The following is a 16,398-nucleotide window of genomic DNA, read 5'->3' as shown; positions in this document are numbered from 1 at the left end:
CAAGTGTCAGTGCGTTGGACACGGCTGATATCAGTGGATCCGGGTCAGTGCGGGTGCCATGGGTTGTCCCGACGCGTCGGAACTCTTCGACCTCCCCCGCCACGACCGCCCCGGGGTCGTCGCCGAGGACCCGGACACCGCAGCGCCGACCACCGCTTGCCGACCGCGCCCGCGAAGTTGCCCAAGGGTGGCGGGGGTCGGCGGTCCGGGCGGCCCTGCTTGGCTGGGGTCGTGAACCCGCTCGCACTGCTCCTCGACCAGGCACCCGCGTCGATCACCGGTGCCGTATTGCGCCGCATCGATCCGCGGCTGCGGGCGGAACTGTTCGCGAGGCCATCGCGCGTGGGAGAGGCCGCCGGGGCGTACCTCGTGGCGCACGGCGACGTCGACGAGCGGGCGTGGCTCGCGGGCAATCCGGGGGCGACACCGGAGACGCTGTCGGATCTGGCCCGCGCCCCGGAGCCCGCGGTCGCCGCAGGGGTGTTCGCAAACCCGGCTTCCCCCCGTGAGGCGCGGCTGCGGGTGCTGACGCGGGTCGTGGCCGCGACGCCGCTCCGCGAACTCCTGTACAACGAACTCGACCACCGGCAGATCCGCCGCCGCGACGCACTGTTCGAACGCGTCTGCGTGCTGGTCGAGTCCGACGACCCGCGCGTGGTCACCAGGGCGTTCGACCGGCTCGCCGAGCACGGGGCGAGACGGCCGTGGCTGTCGGGCGTACTTCTGCGCGGCTGCCTGAGCCTGCTGTGTACGGCAGGACCCGCCGCGGTCACCGCCGCGCTGCCGCGCGTACTGCCGCAGGCGACGGGCACGCCGTCGGACACGGTGGCCGCGGCCCTCGCCGCACCGACCGACGCCGCGCTGGTGACGCGTGCGCTCGACGAGTTCACGGGCATGCCGGCCGTCGTCGCACGGCTGCGCGACGAGAAGAACCTCCCCGGCGCCGCGGCGATGTTGCTGGCCCCGCGCGGTCCACTGGACTGGGACCTCGTCCTGCGCGAGCACCGGAGACTGCCGTGGTCCGAGTACGTGCGCATGGCCTTGGCCATGCAACCGGGGTGCCCACTCGAACTGCGGGCGTACCTGCCCGCGAGCTCGTCGCGCCACCCCGTCACCGAGTGGGTCGACGCGGACCCGGCCACCGGGCGGATCGTGGGTTCGCCGGTCTTCCGGGACGACCGTTCCAACGCGAGCGTCAGGCGCGCTCACACCCGCGGCACCCTGTCCGCGGCCGTCATCCTCCGCCACGGCGCCCCGGCGAGGAACGCCCTACGGGCCCTGGACCAGCGCGACACAGAACGGTACGCCGACACCCGTACGGCCCTGCGCGCGCTGACCCGGCCTGCCCTGGGCGACCGCACCGAGGCGTGGGCGGTGGCGCTGGCGCTGCTGCCGGACTTCACCGGGCCGTTGCCCCACCTGCTGATTGCGGCGGACGGGATCACCGCCCCACGGCGCTGACCCGGACGTCCGCCGCCGGCATGAAATGGGTCCCCGGACTCGCGACATCGGCTTCCTGGCCTCGGTGTGCAGGCGCAGAGCCGTTCGAGGAGCACGTGTCCGACCGGTTCGCCGTGAGTCACCGATCGGGTGGGGCCACGACGACAAGGCGATCGCAAACAGATACCGAACACCGCTGACACTTGGTCCTGCGAAATCCGCTGTCAAGTTCACGTCGGCCGGCAGTCTGCGAGAACGGACAGCGGACGTTCGCCGGTTCGGGAGGCAACGGGCATGGCGGGCGAGTCGAAACGCTCACGGGTTTCGACCGCATGACTGGCACTGCGAAGCCGCTGATGGAGGTGCTCGTGGCCGAGGTCGCCGAGTGACTAACGTTCCCTGCCATGACGAGGACCACGCCCCCGCGCCCCATCGATGTCGAGGCGCTCTTCCCGGAGCTTGCCGCCTATCGGGGCACGACCACACGGCTCCACCCGCGTCCGGGCAGCCCGCAGATTTCGGCTAGCTCGGTGGGTGGTCCGATGTTGTGGCCGGCGAACGAGCCGTGGCCGGTGTGCAGTGAGGCACACAGCCGCGGGCGCGGCCAGCGCCCGGTCGACATCCACCGCTACCGGCGGGTACTGGCCACCGCGTGGGCCCTCAACCGGGCCCCCGACCCGGAGGAACGGGAACTGCTGAAGGCGCTGCACCGCGAGCACCGGATCTCCGAGGCATCGGAAACGGATCCGCTGCCGATGATCGGCCTGGCCCAGCTGTATCGACGGGATGTCCCGGACCTCCCGACCGGGCCGGGCGGCTGCGATCTGCTCCAGGTTTTCTGGTGCCCCTTCAAGGCCCACGGCCCGGACCGGTACGACCTGGCCCTGCACCTGCGCCGGCGGCGGTCGTCAGAGGTTGGCGAGGTGCTGACATTGCAGCCGCAGCCTCCGGTCGTCGAATCGGAAGGGTTCGTTCCCGAGCCCTGCGTCCTGCACCCGGAGCAGGTGGTCACCTACCCGTTCGCCGACCCCGACTTCCTGCCCGAGGATCTGTGCGCCCGGATCGAAGCCTGGGACGCAGCCCAGGAGGAGGCCGAGCAATCGACCGACGAGAGCGCCGCCGGGCCGACCGGCTACCAGTACGACCTGTCCATCCCGCCCGGCTGGCGCGTCGGCGGCTTCGCCTCCTGGCACGCCACCGACCCATACCCCATGGATTGCCGGACCTGCGGAACACCGATGCGTCTCCTGCTGACCATCGACAGCTTGGAGTGGGACGGCGGCAGCCGCAGCTGGAAGCCGCTGGAAGACCGCCTGCCCGCCCACCGGTGCGCCATGCCCACCGAGGTGACCGCCGGCCGCTTCGGCGAACTCAACGTCTTCGCCTGCCCCACCACTCCCGACCATCCGCACCGCTGGAGCATCCAGTAGCTCGGGGACGACGGCCCCGTGCCCGGTTCGGCACTCCGCCCATCGGCGAGCACGGGTGCTGTCGGATCACCACCCAACGCCCCCGCATCGGCGAACTCCATCGTGAGATCCGCGACTTGGAACCGCGTGGAGCGAGGATGCCGTCCAGCGGATCACCACCGAGAACACCACCTCAACCAGCAGCTCCGCCGGATCACCGCCCGCAAACCGTGCCCTCGACGAGCGACTCAAGGCCGTGATCGCTGCAGAACCAGTCCACGACCATGCACCATCCGTACGCGCGGGAGGCGTTCGCACGGGGGCGCGCCCCCGGAAACCCTGGGGGAACGAGTCGCCGTCCGGCGGTGGTTTCGGCTGTCCGGGCGGGCGTCGCGAGGGCCGAGCGACGTGATGGTTGGTCCATTGGGGTGACCCGACGCCGACCCGGCCCTCGGGGCGTGTGGGAGCCGGCAGGTTGGGAGCGTGTCCCCCGGGCCGCAAGGGCCCGGGCGTCGAATCGAAAGGCAGCAACCCATGAGGCTCCGCACGTCGTTGGGCACCGCGTTCGCCGCGGCGACCCTGGTCCTGGGCACCGGCGCGGTCACCGCCCACGCGGCTCCCTTCGGGGACGAGATCGAGTACGAGGTCGTCGACGAGGCCACCGGCCAGACCACCACTGGCACCGCCACCCCCTCTCCGCTTCCCGCGCAGGCACCCACCGCGAAGGCCAGTGGTTGTTCGGGGGAGTCGTTCTCCGGCCGACGCGCCACGATCACCTGCAACTACCCGAACTGGTACGGCTACCTCGGCTGCAGCAACGGCAACTTCTACAGGAGCCCGAACAAGCACGGGAAGGCCACGATCAGGTTCGTCTGCCCGCCGAACACCACGGCCAGGAGCATCGCCATCTACACGTACTGAGCCCGGGCCCGTCGTCGAACACCTCGGCCCACCTCGCGCACGCCCCACCACAGCGAATACGCCGGGCGACAGGAGCAGGGCCCGCCGGGTCGGGCGCCCGTCGTGGAGGCCGTCGAGGGCGCCGATGCGGGCGGGGTGTTCGGCAGTGCGCAGCATCGGGCCGGCCCGTTGCCACAGGTCCGTCAGGAAGGGTGTAGGGGCGGCCGGCGGCGATGCAGGCGCATTCCTGGTCGGTGATGCCACGTACCGCGGACAGGGCCGCGCGCACGCCCCAGGTTCCGCTGGTGGTTCGTTCGAGGGTGTGGCCGGGGTGGGAGTGGTTGACGTCGACGGGCAGGATCGGCACGCCGCTTGGCGTTCGACGGCCCCGATCGGCGCGTTCACGAACTCGCCAGTCGGCCCCGCCGGGCACCGACTCACACGGTGGAACGTCCCGCGGGGCCTCTGGCGTCGTCGTCGGGGGGGAACAAGAGCGATCAGGGTTGAGTCGACGCTTTCACCTGTACGGGTACCGAAGTACGTCGGGAATGCTACGGCTTGTAGGTGTTGCCGCCCGTATCCTTGACGGACTTGCACGTGCGGCCGGTGTCCGTCCCCGAGGAAACGGCCGGCGCCTTCTTGTTGTAGTAGTTCACGCTGTAGGTGTTGCCCGAGAACGTGTTTCCACCGCTTCCGCAGATGTTTGCCCTCGGGAACGCCCAGTAGGTGAACATCCCGTGGTTGCCATTCCCTCGGATCTTCCCCTCGAAGTCGCGGCCCTTCTTGAACACGTTGTTTTGGACCTTGTTGCCGCTGCTGCCGTCGCTGGCGCGGACCGGGTCGCCGGAGACGACCTGGAAGGTGTTTCCCTTCACCAGATTCCCGTTGCTCCCCGGGGTCTTCTGTGTCTGGTTGAAGGCGAGATAGACACCGTGGGTGTTCCCCGGGACTTCCTTGTTCTCGAGGTTGATGAACCGGTTGTTGGTGATCTTGGCCTTCGAAACGTAGTTCAGGTGTATGCCGGCGTAGCCGTTGCCACCCTTGACCCAGGCATTGCCGATTTCCTTGAAGGTGATCCCGTTGACCACCAGCCCTTTGACCGGTCCGTCCTGCTTGGTTCCCGTGGCCTTGATCCCGCCGTCGCCGTAGCGCTGCACGGTGTATGGCCCTTGGAAGTTCAGTTTCGGCGACTTCGGACCGACCTTCGTCCAGTACCCGTCCTTGGCCGCCCGCCCGTCGAAGGTGACGGGTCCCGTCCCCGGCTGAGCCTTGACGGTGACGATCCCGGACGCGATGCCCGGCGCCCACTCGACCCCGGCATCCGTGTAGGTGCCGCCGCGGAGCATGATCGTCGCGTTCTTCGGGTGCCTGGCCTCGAGCACAACCTGGGCGTCACGCAGGGACCTGACCGGACTCTGCGCAGTCAGGCCGGTTTTCCCGGCCGTCCGCGGAAGCGAATCCCCCGAAAGGTCGGCCGGCGACAACGCGCCGGGGTCGACGTAAACGGTGACATCCTCGCCTCCTGCCGGGGCCGCCAGTGCCTCCGGCCCGCTCGGAACCAGGATCATCACGGCCGCTGCCAGGCCCGGCAGAGCGATGCGTAGGTGTTTGCGCATGGGCGTTCCTCTGCGTTCAAAGGTCATGTGAGGCACGAGGGAGAAGTCCATCGCTGCCGCTCGTCCTGCCGAGGACGCTGCCGTGTTCACACCACCACCCGCAAGCACTTCACCCCGTTCGGGACTGTTCGGGACTGTCCCGGACAGCCCGTCCGCTCCGATGCCGAGGCGGCGCGGAGGCGGCGCCGGGGCGTCCTGCCGGCGCACTCGCTGCCGCCGCTCGCGGTGGCCGTGCTCACCGGATTGTTCGGCGGGCGGCTGCCGGTGGGGGCCGTGGTGTGGCTGCTCGTCGTGGCGGCCGTGTGGGGGCCGCGCGACTACCCGGGACGCCGCACCCGCGACGAGATGCCCTCGAAGCGCCCTGTCCTGACCCGGCCGCCGGCAGCGGTCAGGGCGTGGCTGCGGCGCCGGATCGGGCGGTGTGCTGTTCGAGGCCGCCGAGGATGAGCGCGAGGCCCGCCTCGAACGCCGCTTCCTGGTCGAGCGCGGGGACGTCGTCCGGCAAGTCCCCGGCGTCCGGCGCGTCGGCGTCGGCCTGCTCCTCCAGCACGCAGCCGAGTGTGAAGCGGCCGGCGGCCAGCATCGCCATCTGCGCCTGCTGCTCGGGAACGCCGGAGGTGACCAGGAAGGCCATCTTGCGGCGGATCCGGTCCAGATCACCGGTCGGGGTGCTGCCGGCGTGCAGGCGGGCGCCGTCGCGGCGCATCAGCAGGATCGCGGCCGACACCTCCGGCAAGGGCTGTCAGACGCCGACGTCGCAGTACGGGATCGCGCGTGGTGACCTGGTGCGCATCCTGCACGAGGCGACGAAGGCCGCCGCCGAGTTACGTCTTCGGCAAGAGTGTCGAAGGCTTCGAGCAGCGCTCCGACAGGGTCACCGCGCACTTCTCGGACCGGACCTCGGGCGAGTACGACCTGCTGATCGGCGCCGACGGGCAGGGCTCGCGTTACCCGCCGGGCGCTGCTGCCCGAGGGCTTCGACCCGCACTGGCGCGCGGGGATCCACATGGCGTACTGGTTCGTGCCGCGGATCGCCTCCGACACCGACATCCGCGACACCTACATGGTCCCGGGCGGCCGGCAGATCACGCGGCGCAGCCACAACGCACCGAGACGCAGGTGTACTTCGTCATGCGTGAGGACTCCCGTGAGGACTCCCGTGAGAACTCCCGCGAGGACTTCAGGGAAGCCTCCGCGATCCACCGCGCTCCGATCGAGCAGCAGCAGAAGTTCCGGGCCGAGCGGTTCCGGGACGCCGACCGGCAGACCGAGCGGTTCGTCGAGGGCATGAAAGACAGCCCATTCTTCCACTCCCAGGAGATCGCCCAGGTGCGCATCGACGGCCGGCCCAAGGGCCGGGTTGTCCTGGGCCGGGGACGCCGCGCACCGCGCCTCCCCCTGCAGCGGCACGGGGATCTCCGGCGGCTTGGTCGGCGCCTACGTCCTGGCCGGGCCCGTCGTGATCGCTGAGATCCGTTCGTGGGCCCGGCGCCACCCCCGCGCGTTCGACATGGCCATCGCGGCGGTCCTGTGCGGGCCGGCGGTGCTGACCACCACGATGGCGCAGCCGCCCCGCATCGTGCGCCGGCCCCCGCCGGTTCCCGCCGCGGTCGCTGTCCTGGCGTGCGCCGCGCTGATGCTGCGCCGCACCCACCCGCGCCTGACCGTGATCATCACGACCGGGTGCACCGCGGTCCTCGGCGCGCTCGGCCCTTCTCAGGGGTACGAGCTCGGCTCCACCCTCACCGGTCCCGTGATGGCGGCGTTCGCCTCGCTGGCCTGGCACACCGACGGCCGCACCGCAGCCCGTTGCACCGCCGCCGCAGCGGCGGTGCTGCTGGCCGCGTCCGTCCTATGGCCGCCCGGCGAAGCGCGGCTGCGGCCCGAGCAGGTGGGCCTGGCCGCCTTCACCCTCCTGCCGGCGGCCGTGGCCGATGCGCTGCGCAGCCGCCGCGACTACGTCACGGCGGTCGAGGCCCGCGCGGCGATGGCCGAGCACACCCGCGAGGAGGAGGCCCGGCGCCGGGTGGGCGCCGAGCGGATGCGCATTGCCCGCGAGTTGCACGACGTCGTCGCCCACCACATCACCCTCGCCCAGGCCGCCACCGCCGACTACCTCCTCGCCACCCGCCCCGACGCGGCGGCCGAGGTCACCGGCAACCTCACCGCCCCCCTCACCGCCGCTCTGGGCGAACTGAAGGCGACCGTGGGGCTGCTGCGCGAACACGATGAGCCCACCGGGTCGACCGAGCCCGCGCCGGGGCTGGCGCAACTGCCCGACCTGCTCGCGTCCTTCGAGAGCGTCGGCCTGGCCGTCACCCTCACCCGCGAGGGCGAGGCCCGGCCGCTGTCGCCCGGCGTCGGTCTCACCGCCTACCGCATCACCCAGGAGGCGCTCACCAACGTCTCCAAGCACGCCCTGACCGCCACCGCCGCCGTCCACCTCCGCTACACCGCCGACCGGCTGACCCTGACCGTCACCGATGGCGGCCCCGCCCCCACCTCCCCCCGGTCGCGGGGTGTGGCCGGGTACGGGCTGATCGGCATGCGTGAGCGGGCCCACGCCGTCGGCGGACACCTGCACGCTCACCTCCGCGGCGGGGCCGGCTTCGAGGTGCGGGCCGATCTGCCCACCCTCACCGCTCCCGGCCCGCCGCCGACGACACCCAGGGACGCCCCATGACCATCCGCGTGCTCCTCGCCGACGACCAGGCGCTCCTCGCCGGGACCTTCAAGGTCCTCATCGACGCAGCCGACGGCCTCGAAGTCGTCGCCACCGCGGGCGACGGCGAACAGGCCGTGCGCCTGGCCCGCAGCACCGCACCCGACGTCGTGGTCATGGACATCCGCATGCCCCGCCAGGACGGGCTGTCCGCCGCCGCGCAGATCACCGCCGACCCCGAGCTGGATGGCACCCGCGTGCTGATCCTGACCACCTTCGAGACCGACGACTACATCACCCGCGCCCTGCGCGCGGGGGTCAGCGGATTCCTCGGCAAGGGCGTCCGCCCCGCCGAGTTCCTCGCCGCCATCCGCACCGTCGCAGCCGGCGACATGGTGCTCTCCCCGCTCGGCACCCACACGGTGGTCACGCGCTACCTCGCCGTTGCCGGCCCTGACCGCCCCCTCGCCACCCCGCGCGAGATGGACCAGCTCACCCCCCGCGAGCAGGAGGTCCTGCTGTGCGTGGCCGAGGGCCTGACCAACGACGAGATCGCCGAGCGCCTGTTCGTCAGCCCGCTCACCGTCCGCACCTTCGTCCAGCGCATCATGCACAAGCTCGGCACCCATCACCGCGCGCAGCTCGTCGCCCTCGCCTACCGGACCGGTTTCGCCCACGTGCCGCAGCCGCCCCCCGCCCGCCCGCGCCCCGGCCCGGCGCCGTAGCGCGCCGCGCCGCATGCCGGCGCGGGGACGGGGAACGGCCGCACTCGGCGTCGCGGCCCGCGTCCAACGCGCCGGCAACCACGTCCTCACCCGCCCCCTCCTCCTCACCGAGGATTGGGCGGCGAACAGCTGGGACGCCTGGCAAGGCTCCGTCCTGCGCGACGAATGGCGCACCTTCGCGCACTGAACATCCCACCCGCCCGGGGATCGCGGACCCCGACGCCGAACCCGACACGCCGGCCCGAACGCGCGTGTACGAGGCGGCACTTCCCCGCGTAACACCCCGGCGAACCTTGCGTCGACACAGGTGGTCAGTGGACGCAGATGTGGGGTGCCGCGGCGCCTGCGGCGGGGGGCCTGCTCGCGGCGGCGGCACGCGCCACCTCGTCCAGCAGGTGCAGGCGTTCCCGGCGGTCCACGTAGCGGCCCCCGACCAGGACGGAGTCGATCCGCTGCGTGTGGCGGATGTCGGCGCGTGGGTCGGCGTCCAGGACCAGCAGGTCGGCGCGGTCGGCGGGCAGCGCGAGCATGCGGGCGGCCTCGGTGGTCGCGGCGGTGAGGACGTCCCGGTCGGGCACTCCCGCCTCGGAGAGCAGTTCCAGTTCGTGGTGCAGGGAGAAGCCGGGGACCGCGTAACCGGTACCGGTGTCGGTGCCTGCGATCAACTGCACGCCGGCCCGGTGGAGTTCGCCGACCAGCCGGAGCCGGTGCGCGTAGATCTCACGGAGGTGGGCGATGTCGCGCGCGGTACGACCGGCCGTCAGGGCGGCCCACGTGGGCTCCCACTCGTCGGTCATCCAGGTGGGCAGGTAGCGCATCTCCGCCGGGTCGACCGCAAGTTGGTCGGTGCGCTCCAGGCAATGATGAACGGTCAGAGTCGGCACGACACACGTCCCGTTGGCCGCCAGCCGATCGAAAAGGGCCCGTGTACGGCCGACGTCGAAGCTGCGAATCGCCTGCAATTCCAGCGGGTGCACCTGCCGGAACCAACTCGCGTAGCGATCGAGACTGGAACCGAGACCGGGATCGATGCGGATCCTCGCGATGGCCCGCCTTATCTCGTCCTCTCGCGAGGACGTGGCGAGCGTCAGCGCGTGGAGATGCTCGATGGACTGTTGCCCGGCATCACTCGCGCGCGCCATGGGCACCACGTCCGGGCAGTGGCCCGCGTAACGCAGTCCCTGGCTACGGGATTCGTCGGCGATCGCCTCGTACGCCTCGCGGTCGAGCCGGGAGTACACCTTGACGAAGTCGGCGCCTTCGGCCTTCGCCTCGCGTACCGCGCGGCGTGCGGACAACGCGTCGGCGACCTCGACGACTTTGCCGACCTCGCCGGCCCAGATCGAGGGCCGCCCGTCGATGATCGAACTCGCGATCACCCAGCGGGGACCGAGGAGTCGGCCCGCGCGGACCTCGTCCCGCCATGCGTGGTGCAGGGGTTTGCCCCACATCTCGCGAACCGCGGTCACGCCGTTGAGCGGGAACAGGGGCGGCATTACGCTCTCGGGCCCGTCGTTGTGCACATGGGCCTCGACGAGGCCGCCCGGGACGATGTACTTGCCGGTCAGGTCGTAGGTCGTCGTCCCGCGCGGGATCTCGATCTCGGCCGAACGGCCGGTGCGAACGATGCGGCCGTCCCGGACGAGGACGGTCCGATCGGGGCCCACACCGAGGATGGTGGCGTGGGCGAGGGCGATGGTGCCGCCGGGGGGCCGACCGGAATCGGCCTCCGTGGCCGCTGCGGCCGGGACGGCGGGCAGGAACGCGGCGCCGGTCACGGCGGCCGAGGCGGCGAGTGTCTCGCGTCGAGTGGGCATGACAACACAGTGCTACGAGGCGATCCCTTCGACCATGGCGCCAAGTGGAGAATCGGGGTGGGGACTGCCCCACCCCCGGGAACGAGGGCGGCACCGTCCGGACAACGCATCAACGGACGGCTCCCAGCACGGCCTCACACAGCGCGACATCCACGGAATCCGCCGGGAGAAGCCGATCGGCCCCGATCAGCAGGCCCGTCGCCTCCGGGCGGATGTCGTAGAAATCGGCGCACTCCTTGAGCCCCATTCCCATCCTGATGATCCCGAAGGCTCGACAGGTCGTGACATCGAAGTCGCCTGCCTGCCACCAGAGTCCGTCCATCATGTACATCGCATCGACTTCGTCGAGCAACGCCCCATCCCGTACAAAAGGAAATCCCGCGTTCGCGTCGACGAACGGGGTGGTGCTGCGCGCCTTGGCCCGCAGCACCGCCCCGCCTCATGCCGTAGACCGTCAGGCGGTCGGGGCCAGCTCGGCGGCGTGGTCGACCGCCCACTGCGCGAGCGTGCGGCCCTTCTTCCCGGTCACCTGCTCGAACGTCGGTGAGACCGACGGGGGTTCCTCGGCGTATTCGGCCTGGTAGCCCAGGATGAACTCGGCGATCTCCGCCGGGAATCCGGCCTCGAGGTAGGCGCGGCGGGCCTGACCGTACGTCAGTCCCTCGAACGCGATCGCGCGGCCGAGCCCGGCGCCGATCGCCTGCGCTTGCTCCCGGTGGGTGAGGGCCTCCGGCCCGGTCAGGTCGTACGCCCGGCCCGCGTGGCCGTCCCGCGTCAGGGCGATCACTGCGACGTCGGCGATGTCGGCCTCGTGGATCGGCACGCCGATGCCGTCGGGGTAGGCGTTGCGGACCATGCTCTCGTTGCGGATGGACTCGCCCCAGACGTCGAGCTTGTTGACGGCGAACTCGCCCGGCCGCACGTGGGTCCAGGCCACCTGGCACTTCTCGACGACCTGTTCCACCGCGTGGAGCGTGTCGTAGTGGCCGCCTCGTCCGGTCGTGACGGCAGAGCTGGTCAGGGTCACGATCCGGGCGACCCCGGCCGCCACGGCACGGCCGACCAGGGCTTGCGCCAGGTCGGCCGCGTGCGCCGGGTCGAAGATGCCCGCGACGAGGAACACACTCCCCACCCCGTCGAACGCCAGGTCGCCCGAACTGTTCAGGTCGCCCTTGACGACGTCGACACCCTTGGGCAGCCCGGCGGTCTCCGGAGTGCGGGTGAGCGCCCGGACGGGCCGTCCGGCCGCGACGAGCCGAGCGACCACGTGCCTGCCCACGGTGCCGGTCGCTCCGGTCACGAGGATGGTCATGGAGAACCCCTGTTTGTGGGAAACGAACTATGGATGCGGGCCCGCTGCCGAGGACGGTAGGACAAGTCCGGAAGCCCTCGCACATGGGAACGTTCCCGCAGGGGCCTGGACAGCCGTTCCACGCAGCGGCGTCATGACCGACGTTCCAGCGGCCGGGCGTCTCGCTCCGCCGCGACGGCTTCCGCTCCCCTGGTCCGCCGTTCCCGGATGGGGAACCACGATCAAAGATCGCCATCATCGTCGCGGGCATCCTCGGGACGGGGAAGCAGCGAGACGCCGCGCCGACCGGCAGCCGTCACGCCGAAGCCGACTTGCACCTCTCCGCACCGTCCTCGGCGCTTGATGGTCGAGAACAGCCGCCTCCTGCGGGTCGCAGCCACAACATGCCGGACCGGCACGCACGTTGGGGCGGAGTGCATAGTGTGGCCATGGGTCGATACGTGGGTTCGGCACGTCTTGAATGGTGGGCAAATCAGTCGATCTGCCTCGCCGAGGATGGGATCGACATCACCGTTACGATCGGCACTCCATTGCGCTGGACGCGACTCGGCGTGAGGGCTGGGACTTCCTCGTGGAGATGGATCCCCACTTCTCGCTCGCATTTCCCGGCGAGGATCGCGGCCGCCTCCTGGTGCGGGTCGAGGAGGCACAGGATGGAGCACTCATCCTCACGGAGACATGAGGGTGGGGATGGTTCCGTGACCATCACGTTCGACCTCACCTGAGGTCGGCCCCGGAGCCGGGCGCGGTGAGCCCGACCGTCGAAGGCGATCAGCGCTGCGCAGTCGAGGACTCCGCCGGCGCGGGCCACCAGGTCACGGGGGCCCGCGTCGGCGGGCGGGACGGCCGGCGCGGTGAGTGCGGTGATGCGCTCGGGCACTTCCGAAGCCGATCAGCTCGTGAATTTGCCGTCGGGGAATGCGGTGGCAGGAAGCTTGCCGCAGGGTGCGTAGGCGTCTGCGGTACCCAGGCACCGTCCGCTGTCGAACAGTCCGAGTTCGTAGTGCACGGTGTGCTCGTCGTGTCCGCTGACGGCGATCCCGATGTCATAAGTGCCGGGGTAGTGCACCTCGCCAAGGTAGGTCACGCGGTAGCGCCAGGGGAGGTATCGGGGGAGCTTCCTGGCGGCGCCCTCTCCCAGCAGGTCGTGTGCGTGGGACGCGATCGCCTCGTCGTACCAGCCGACTTGGGCGATGTAGTTGACATGCCGGTTGAGGTCGACGTCCCCGACGCGGGCATGGACGGTGGCAGCGGCCGGGTAGTACTGCCGCTCGCGGCGCGGCGGATCGGGTTGCGACGCCACTGCTGCATCCGTTCCCGGCAGTCGCAACTCCGCGAGGTCGGCGCGCAGTTCGTCCGGCAAGGTGAGCGCTCCGGACTTGTCGGCGAGCACGATGGTGGCCCCGGCTGTGGCGACGAGTCGCCCGTCGATGAACATGCCCTGCCCGTAGGCGTAGGAGGTCCGGCCGATCGCCCGGATTCCGGTGCCGATCCGGATGGTGGCATCGAAGGTGCCGAACGGCGTCCACCGCTCGACGTCCTGGCCAACCAGCAGAATGCGGAAGGGCCCGAACCCGCCGTCGGCCAGAAGCTTGTCGAAGCGGGGGAAGCGCAGGCCGATGCGGGGATGCTCGAACAGACGGGCCAGTGCCACTGTGCTCGTCGTGCCGTCCGGGGCGAGGTCGCCGAACCGTTGCGTAACTTGCCGGCGGTCGGGAAAGTCGGCCTCGGCCATGAGCGCGGCGGAATGTTCGTCGATGATCAACGTTGTTCCCTTCAGGGTTGTCACCAGGCCGAGGACAGGGACCGCGGACCGTGGCTCAGCACGCGGTGCTTGAAGTCGGGGGTGACGGCGGGATCGGCGAGGCGCAGCCCGGGGAACCGCCGCAGCAACGCCGGAGGAGCCGGCTGTAGTTCGAGGCGCGCCGGCGTCGCGCCGAGGCAGTGGTGAATTCCGTGGCCGATAGCCGGGTGCGGGCAGCGGGCGCGGGTGACGTCGCGGGCGGGCCGGCGGCCGCCATCGCGTCGAGGTACTCGTCGACGATCCCCTGGAACCGCGGGGCCGGCGCCTGGGCCCGCCGGACCGTGAAGGTCGCGGTCAGCAGCCGCCGGTGGGTGTGCTCGGGTGGATCCGGCATCGGCAGTCGCCCGGCACGGCGGTGTTTCATCTCTTCGTCGTCCACGCCCTCGGCCGCCGAGCCGGGTGACGGGCACATCGCGTCGAGCCGGAGCCGCGCGGCACGACTGTGCACGGCCCGGACATCGGCGTAGCGGCTGAAGAGGGTGGCCTCGTGCCCCGGCGGCGAGCGCACCCGGTAGACCGCGCCGGAGTCACGCCGGCTCCGCACGCCCGGGTCGATGTCGAGCTCGTTCCGCAGGGCGGCCGGCTCGGGCAGAACCGCGTTCGACTGGTTCCGTCGAGCGCATCGCTCAGGACGTTGCCCCCGGGCCGCTCCGGGGCGGTGGACTCGGGCAGTCCTTTCATGGGCTCATTGAACCCTGCTGCACGCGGTGCGTGCAACATCGTGTGCAACATCGCGCTCGCCGCCTGATGGAGCGCTCACTCCGCTCGACTAGACTGCCGCCATGCGTCAGCGGTGGAGCGAACAGACCATCCTGGATGCCGCCGTGGAGCTGCTCTCTTGCTCCGAAGGCGACGACTTGTTCAGCATGCGCAAACTGGCTGCCGCACTGGGTACCGACTCCTCCAGCCTGTACCGCCACTTCCGCAACCGCACCGAGCTGATGCTCGCGATCGTGGACCATGTGCTGGTCCAGGCCATGCGCGGCTACCGGCGGCAGGGGACCTGGCGTGCGCGGCTGGTCGACCTGACCCTGCGCTCATGGGATGCGTACGCCGCGCTGCCGCAGCTGGCGAAGGACACCGGCCACTATCCGGGCAGCGGACCCGGCAGCCGGCTGGTGATCGAGGAGACCCTGCAGGCTCTCGGCGACGCCGGGGTGCCCGAGGAACTCGTCCCCGAGTGGTACCACCGGCTGGTGACCTTGTCCGTGTCCCTGATCTCCACGCACGCGGCCGGCCAGTCCTGCGGCCCGACCGAGCAAAAGCGGAGACTGGAAACCTTCCGGGTGATCACGCTGGGCGCCGATCCGGCGGACTTTCCCGCGCTGGCCCACTACAGCCGCCGCATCGAACCCGTCGGTTTCACCCGCGAGAGCTTCCTCGCCACAGTGGAGCTGGTGCTGGACGCGGTGCCGACGCACCAGGAACGAAACGGCACCCGGCCCAGCAGCCCGGAAGGTTCGTGAGGTAACAGCCCTCGGGCTCGTGCGCCTACTCTGCCGGGCAGTCCGCCGGGTGAAAGGCCCGCCGACCACCCACGCCGCCGCACACTCGCCATCGACGCCCTGGCACGGCGTTGCAATACCACGCCAAGTGCCCTCGGAGAAGGCGTCGCCCGTCGAAGGCCCATCGTTTCGCCCCGTGGCGAGGCGTGCCTTGTCGTCGGGGGAGGCCGGTTCGCGGCCTCGCCCCGACATGGGCTCGGTTCACTTCCTCCGGTCGGCTGTTGCACCTGCTGCGGTGTTGGCGACCGAGTTCACGAAGTCGCTTCGGATGCTTCCGCATCGTCGGGGAGTGGTTCGCTGAACGCGTGGATGACACCGAGGTAGGCGCTCGCTTGGGCGCTCCAGCCGTTGCGATCCGTCCGTTCGGGAATGTCGGGATGGGTGCGCGAGCGCAGGAGGTAGCCCACGGACAACGCCTCGACGGCCCAGATGAGGTCCTCCATGCTGCGGTCGGGTCGGAGACGGCGGCGGGCGTAGCGCAGTAGGACGCTCAAGAGGTGATCGGTCTCGTCGACGTAGCGCTCATTGGCTCCGGCTTGGGCATCACGCACCATGTCGACAGGGGCCAGAGCTCCTAGGCCGAGCGCCAGGTACAGCTCCGGGGATGCGCTCGTCCACCGGAAGTCGGCCTCGCTGATCTGACGGAAGATCTCCTCGGGTGCCTCTCCGTCGGCGACCAGCCCGAATGCGAGGGCTTCGATCTGCCGTGCCCCCGGGGTGGCGATCTTGTCCATCACATGGCGCATCAGTTCCAGTTGGAAAGCGGCCTGGTCCGACCAGATCTGGTAGAACGCCCCGGTCGTCAGCTTCCTGCCGTCGGGGTTGCGTCGATTCACCTCGACGAGAACGTCCGCCATGCGAATGTCCGCCAGCGGGTTGTGGGGACTCGATGCCGTGGGACGGGTTCGCTCGATGGCGAGGTTCGCCGCTGCGGCCAGCAGCAGGGCGCGGGTCTCCTCGCGGGGTCGATGCCGGCGTTGAGCGGGCGGGGGGTTGGTCGAGCGCGTGCGCGTCGGCTCGGTCGCATCGTCTTCAGGAGTGTCCACCATGCGATAATCGTACCCTGCGTTCGGAGATCGTAAGTTACTTACGATCCCGGAATGGCCCCGCCGGCGGACGCGCGGGCGCTCGCCCCCGGCGCCGCGAGTATCGCCGAGCGCGGTCGCCCCCTCGCCGAGTGCGACGGCCGGGCCCGCCCGAGGGTATCG

General features: G+C 70.7%; 17 protein-coding genes. 8 read left to right on the top strand and 9 right to left on the bottom strand.

The genetic code is table 11. The annotated features are described in order from the left end of the window. Positions 1-231 precede the first annotated feature (231 nt). From ACFXMF_RS30815 to ACFXMF_RS30805, 3 genes are all read left to right on the top strand, one after another. The gene (locus ACFXMF_RS30815) at positions 232-1,461 is read left to right on the top strand and encodes a hypothetical protein (RefSeq protein ID WP_379990386.1); all 1,230 of its coding nucleotides are present in this window, start codon (positions 232-234) and stop codon (positions 1,459-1,461) included. A gap of 383 nt (positions 1,462-1,844) precedes the next feature. Further along, complete coding sequence (locus tag ACFXMF_RS30810) at positions 1,845-2,870, top strand: hypothetical protein (protein WP_379990385.1); 1,026 nt, start codon at positions 1,845-1,847, stop codon at positions 2,868-2,870. Between the two features lie 513 nt (positions 2,871-3,383). Continuing rightward, positions 3,384-3,770: a hypothetical protein gene (locus tag ACFXMF_RS30805; RefSeq protein ID WP_379990384.1), complete on the top strand. Its 387-nt coding sequence runs from the start codon at positions 3,384-3,386 to the stop codon at positions 3,768-3,770. Here the strand turns inward: ACFXMF_RS30805 and ACFXMF_RS30800 are convergent. The 3 genes from ACFXMF_RS30800 to ACFXMF_RS30790 all read right to left on the bottom strand — a co-directional run bounded on the left by ACFXMF_RS30800 (position 3,712) and on the right by ACFXMF_RS30790 (position 6,092). Next, positions 3,712-4,116 carry a hypothetical protein gene (locus tag ACFXMF_RS30800; RefSeq protein ID WP_379990383.1) on the bottom strand — a complete coding sequence of 135 codons (405 nt, stop codon included), beginning with the start codon at positions 4,114-4,116 and terminating at the stop codon, positions 3,712-3,714. The genes ACFXMF_RS30805 and ACFXMF_RS30800 overlap by 59 nt on opposite strands. Before the next feature lie 184 nt (positions 4,117-4,300). Continuing rightward, a complete protein-coding gene (locus ACFXMF_RS30795; RefSeq protein WP_380020875.1) occupies positions 4,301-5,416 on the bottom strand; it encodes a hypothetical protein in 1,116 nt (371 codons plus the stop codon). A gap of 337 nt (positions 5,417-5,753) precedes the next feature. Then, positions 5,754-6,092: a TetR/AcrR family transcriptional regulator C-terminal domain-containing protein gene (locus ACFXMF_RS30790; RefSeq protein WP_379990381.1), complete on the bottom strand. Its 339-nt coding sequence runs from the start codon at positions 6,090-6,092 to the stop codon at positions 5,754-5,756. Positions 6,093-6,496: 404 nt separating this feature from the next. Between ACFXMF_RS30790 and ACFXMF_RS30785 the strand changes: the two genes are divergently transcribed. Genes ACFXMF_RS30785 through ACFXMF_RS30770 form a run of 4 tightly spaced genes read left to right on the top strand, consistent with a single transcriptional unit; the run spans position 6,497 to position 8,939 of the window. Next, on the top strand, positions 6,497-6,835 hold the full coding sequence (locus ACFXMF_RS30785; RefSeq protein WP_379990380.1) for a hypothetical protein: 339 nt from the start codon (positions 6,497-6,499) through the stop codon (positions 6,833-6,835). Continuing rightward, complete coding sequence (locus ACFXMF_RS30780) at positions 6,792-8,048, top strand: sensor histidine kinase (protein ID WP_379990379.1); 1,257 nt, start codon at positions 6,792-6,794, stop codon at positions 8,046-8,048. The genes ACFXMF_RS30785 and ACFXMF_RS30780 overlap by 44 nt, the downstream gene beginning before the upstream one ends. Then, positions 8,045-8,752: a response regulator gene (locus ACFXMF_RS30775; RefSeq protein ID WP_379990378.1), complete on the top strand. Its 708-nt coding sequence runs from the start codon at positions 8,045-8,047 to the stop codon at positions 8,750-8,752. Before ACFXMF_RS30780 ends, ACFXMF_RS30775 begins: the two co-directional genes overlap by 4 nt. Before the next feature lie 13 nt (positions 8,753-8,765). Then, positions 8,766-8,939, top strand: a complete 174-nt coding sequence (locus ACFXMF_RS30770; protein ID WP_379990377.1) for a hypothetical protein — start codon at positions 8,766-8,768, stop codon at positions 8,937-8,939. A gap of 124 nt (positions 8,940-9,063) precedes the next feature. On the opposite strand, the gene ACFXMF_RS30765 is transcribed toward ACFXMF_RS30770, so the two are convergent. From ACFXMF_RS30765 to ACFXMF_RS30745, 5 genes are all read right to left on the bottom strand, one after another. Beyond that, a complete protein-coding gene (locus tag ACFXMF_RS30765) occupies positions 9,064-10,569 on the bottom strand; it encodes a hypothetical protein (RefSeq protein ID WP_379990376.1) in 1,506 nt (501 codons plus the stop codon). 109 nt (positions 10,570-10,678) lie between these two features. Further along, positions 10,679-10,999: a hypothetical protein gene (locus tag ACFXMF_RS30760; RefSeq protein ID WP_379990375.1), complete on the bottom strand. Its 321-nt coding sequence runs from the start codon at positions 10,997-10,999 to the stop codon at positions 10,679-10,681. Between the two features lie 24 nt (positions 11,000-11,023). Next, positions 11,024-11,881, bottom strand: a complete 858-nt coding sequence (locus ACFXMF_RS30755; protein WP_379990374.1) for an NAD(P)H-binding protein — start codon at positions 11,879-11,881, stop codon at positions 11,024-11,026. Positions 11,882-12,773: 892 nt separating this feature from the next. After that, positions 12,774-13,646 carry a hypothetical protein gene (locus tag ACFXMF_RS30750; RefSeq protein WP_379991431.1) on the bottom strand — a complete coding sequence of 291 codons (873 nt, stop codon included), beginning with the start codon at positions 13,644-13,646 and terminating at the stop codon, positions 12,774-12,776. Between the two features lie 55 nt (positions 13,647-13,701). Continuing rightward, positions 13,702-14,229 (bottom strand): hypothetical protein, encoded by a 528-nt coding sequence (locus ACFXMF_RS30745; protein WP_379991430.1) that lies wholly within the window; start codon positions 14,227-14,229, stop codon positions 13,702-13,704. 238 nt (positions 14,230-14,467) lie between these two features. Between ACFXMF_RS30745 and ACFXMF_RS30740 the strand changes: the two genes are divergently transcribed. Next, positions 14,468-15,151, top strand: coding sequence for a TetR/AcrR family transcriptional regulator (locus ACFXMF_RS30740; protein WP_379991429.1), 684 nt, complete (start codon positions 14,468-14,470; stop codon positions 15,149-15,151). A gap of 290 nt (positions 15,152-15,441) precedes the next feature. Here the strand turns inward: ACFXMF_RS30740 and ACFXMF_RS30735 are convergent, their stop codons facing one another. Beyond that, positions 15,442-16,239, bottom strand: a complete 798-nt coding sequence (locus ACFXMF_RS30735) for a hypothetical protein (RefSeq protein WP_360322652.1) — start codon at positions 16,237-16,239, stop codon at positions 15,442-15,444. Between the last annotated feature and the right edge of the window lie 159 nt (positions 16,240-16,398).

Source organism: Embleya sp. NPDC059213 (assembly GCF_042754445.1).
In the GTDB taxonomy this organism is placed as follows: domain Bacteria; phylum Actinomycetota; class Actinomycetes; order Streptomycetales; family Streptomycetaceae; genus Embleya.
Note: the sequence above shows the minus strand (reverse complement) of the source record. Positions and strands in the feature narration are given on the sequence as shown.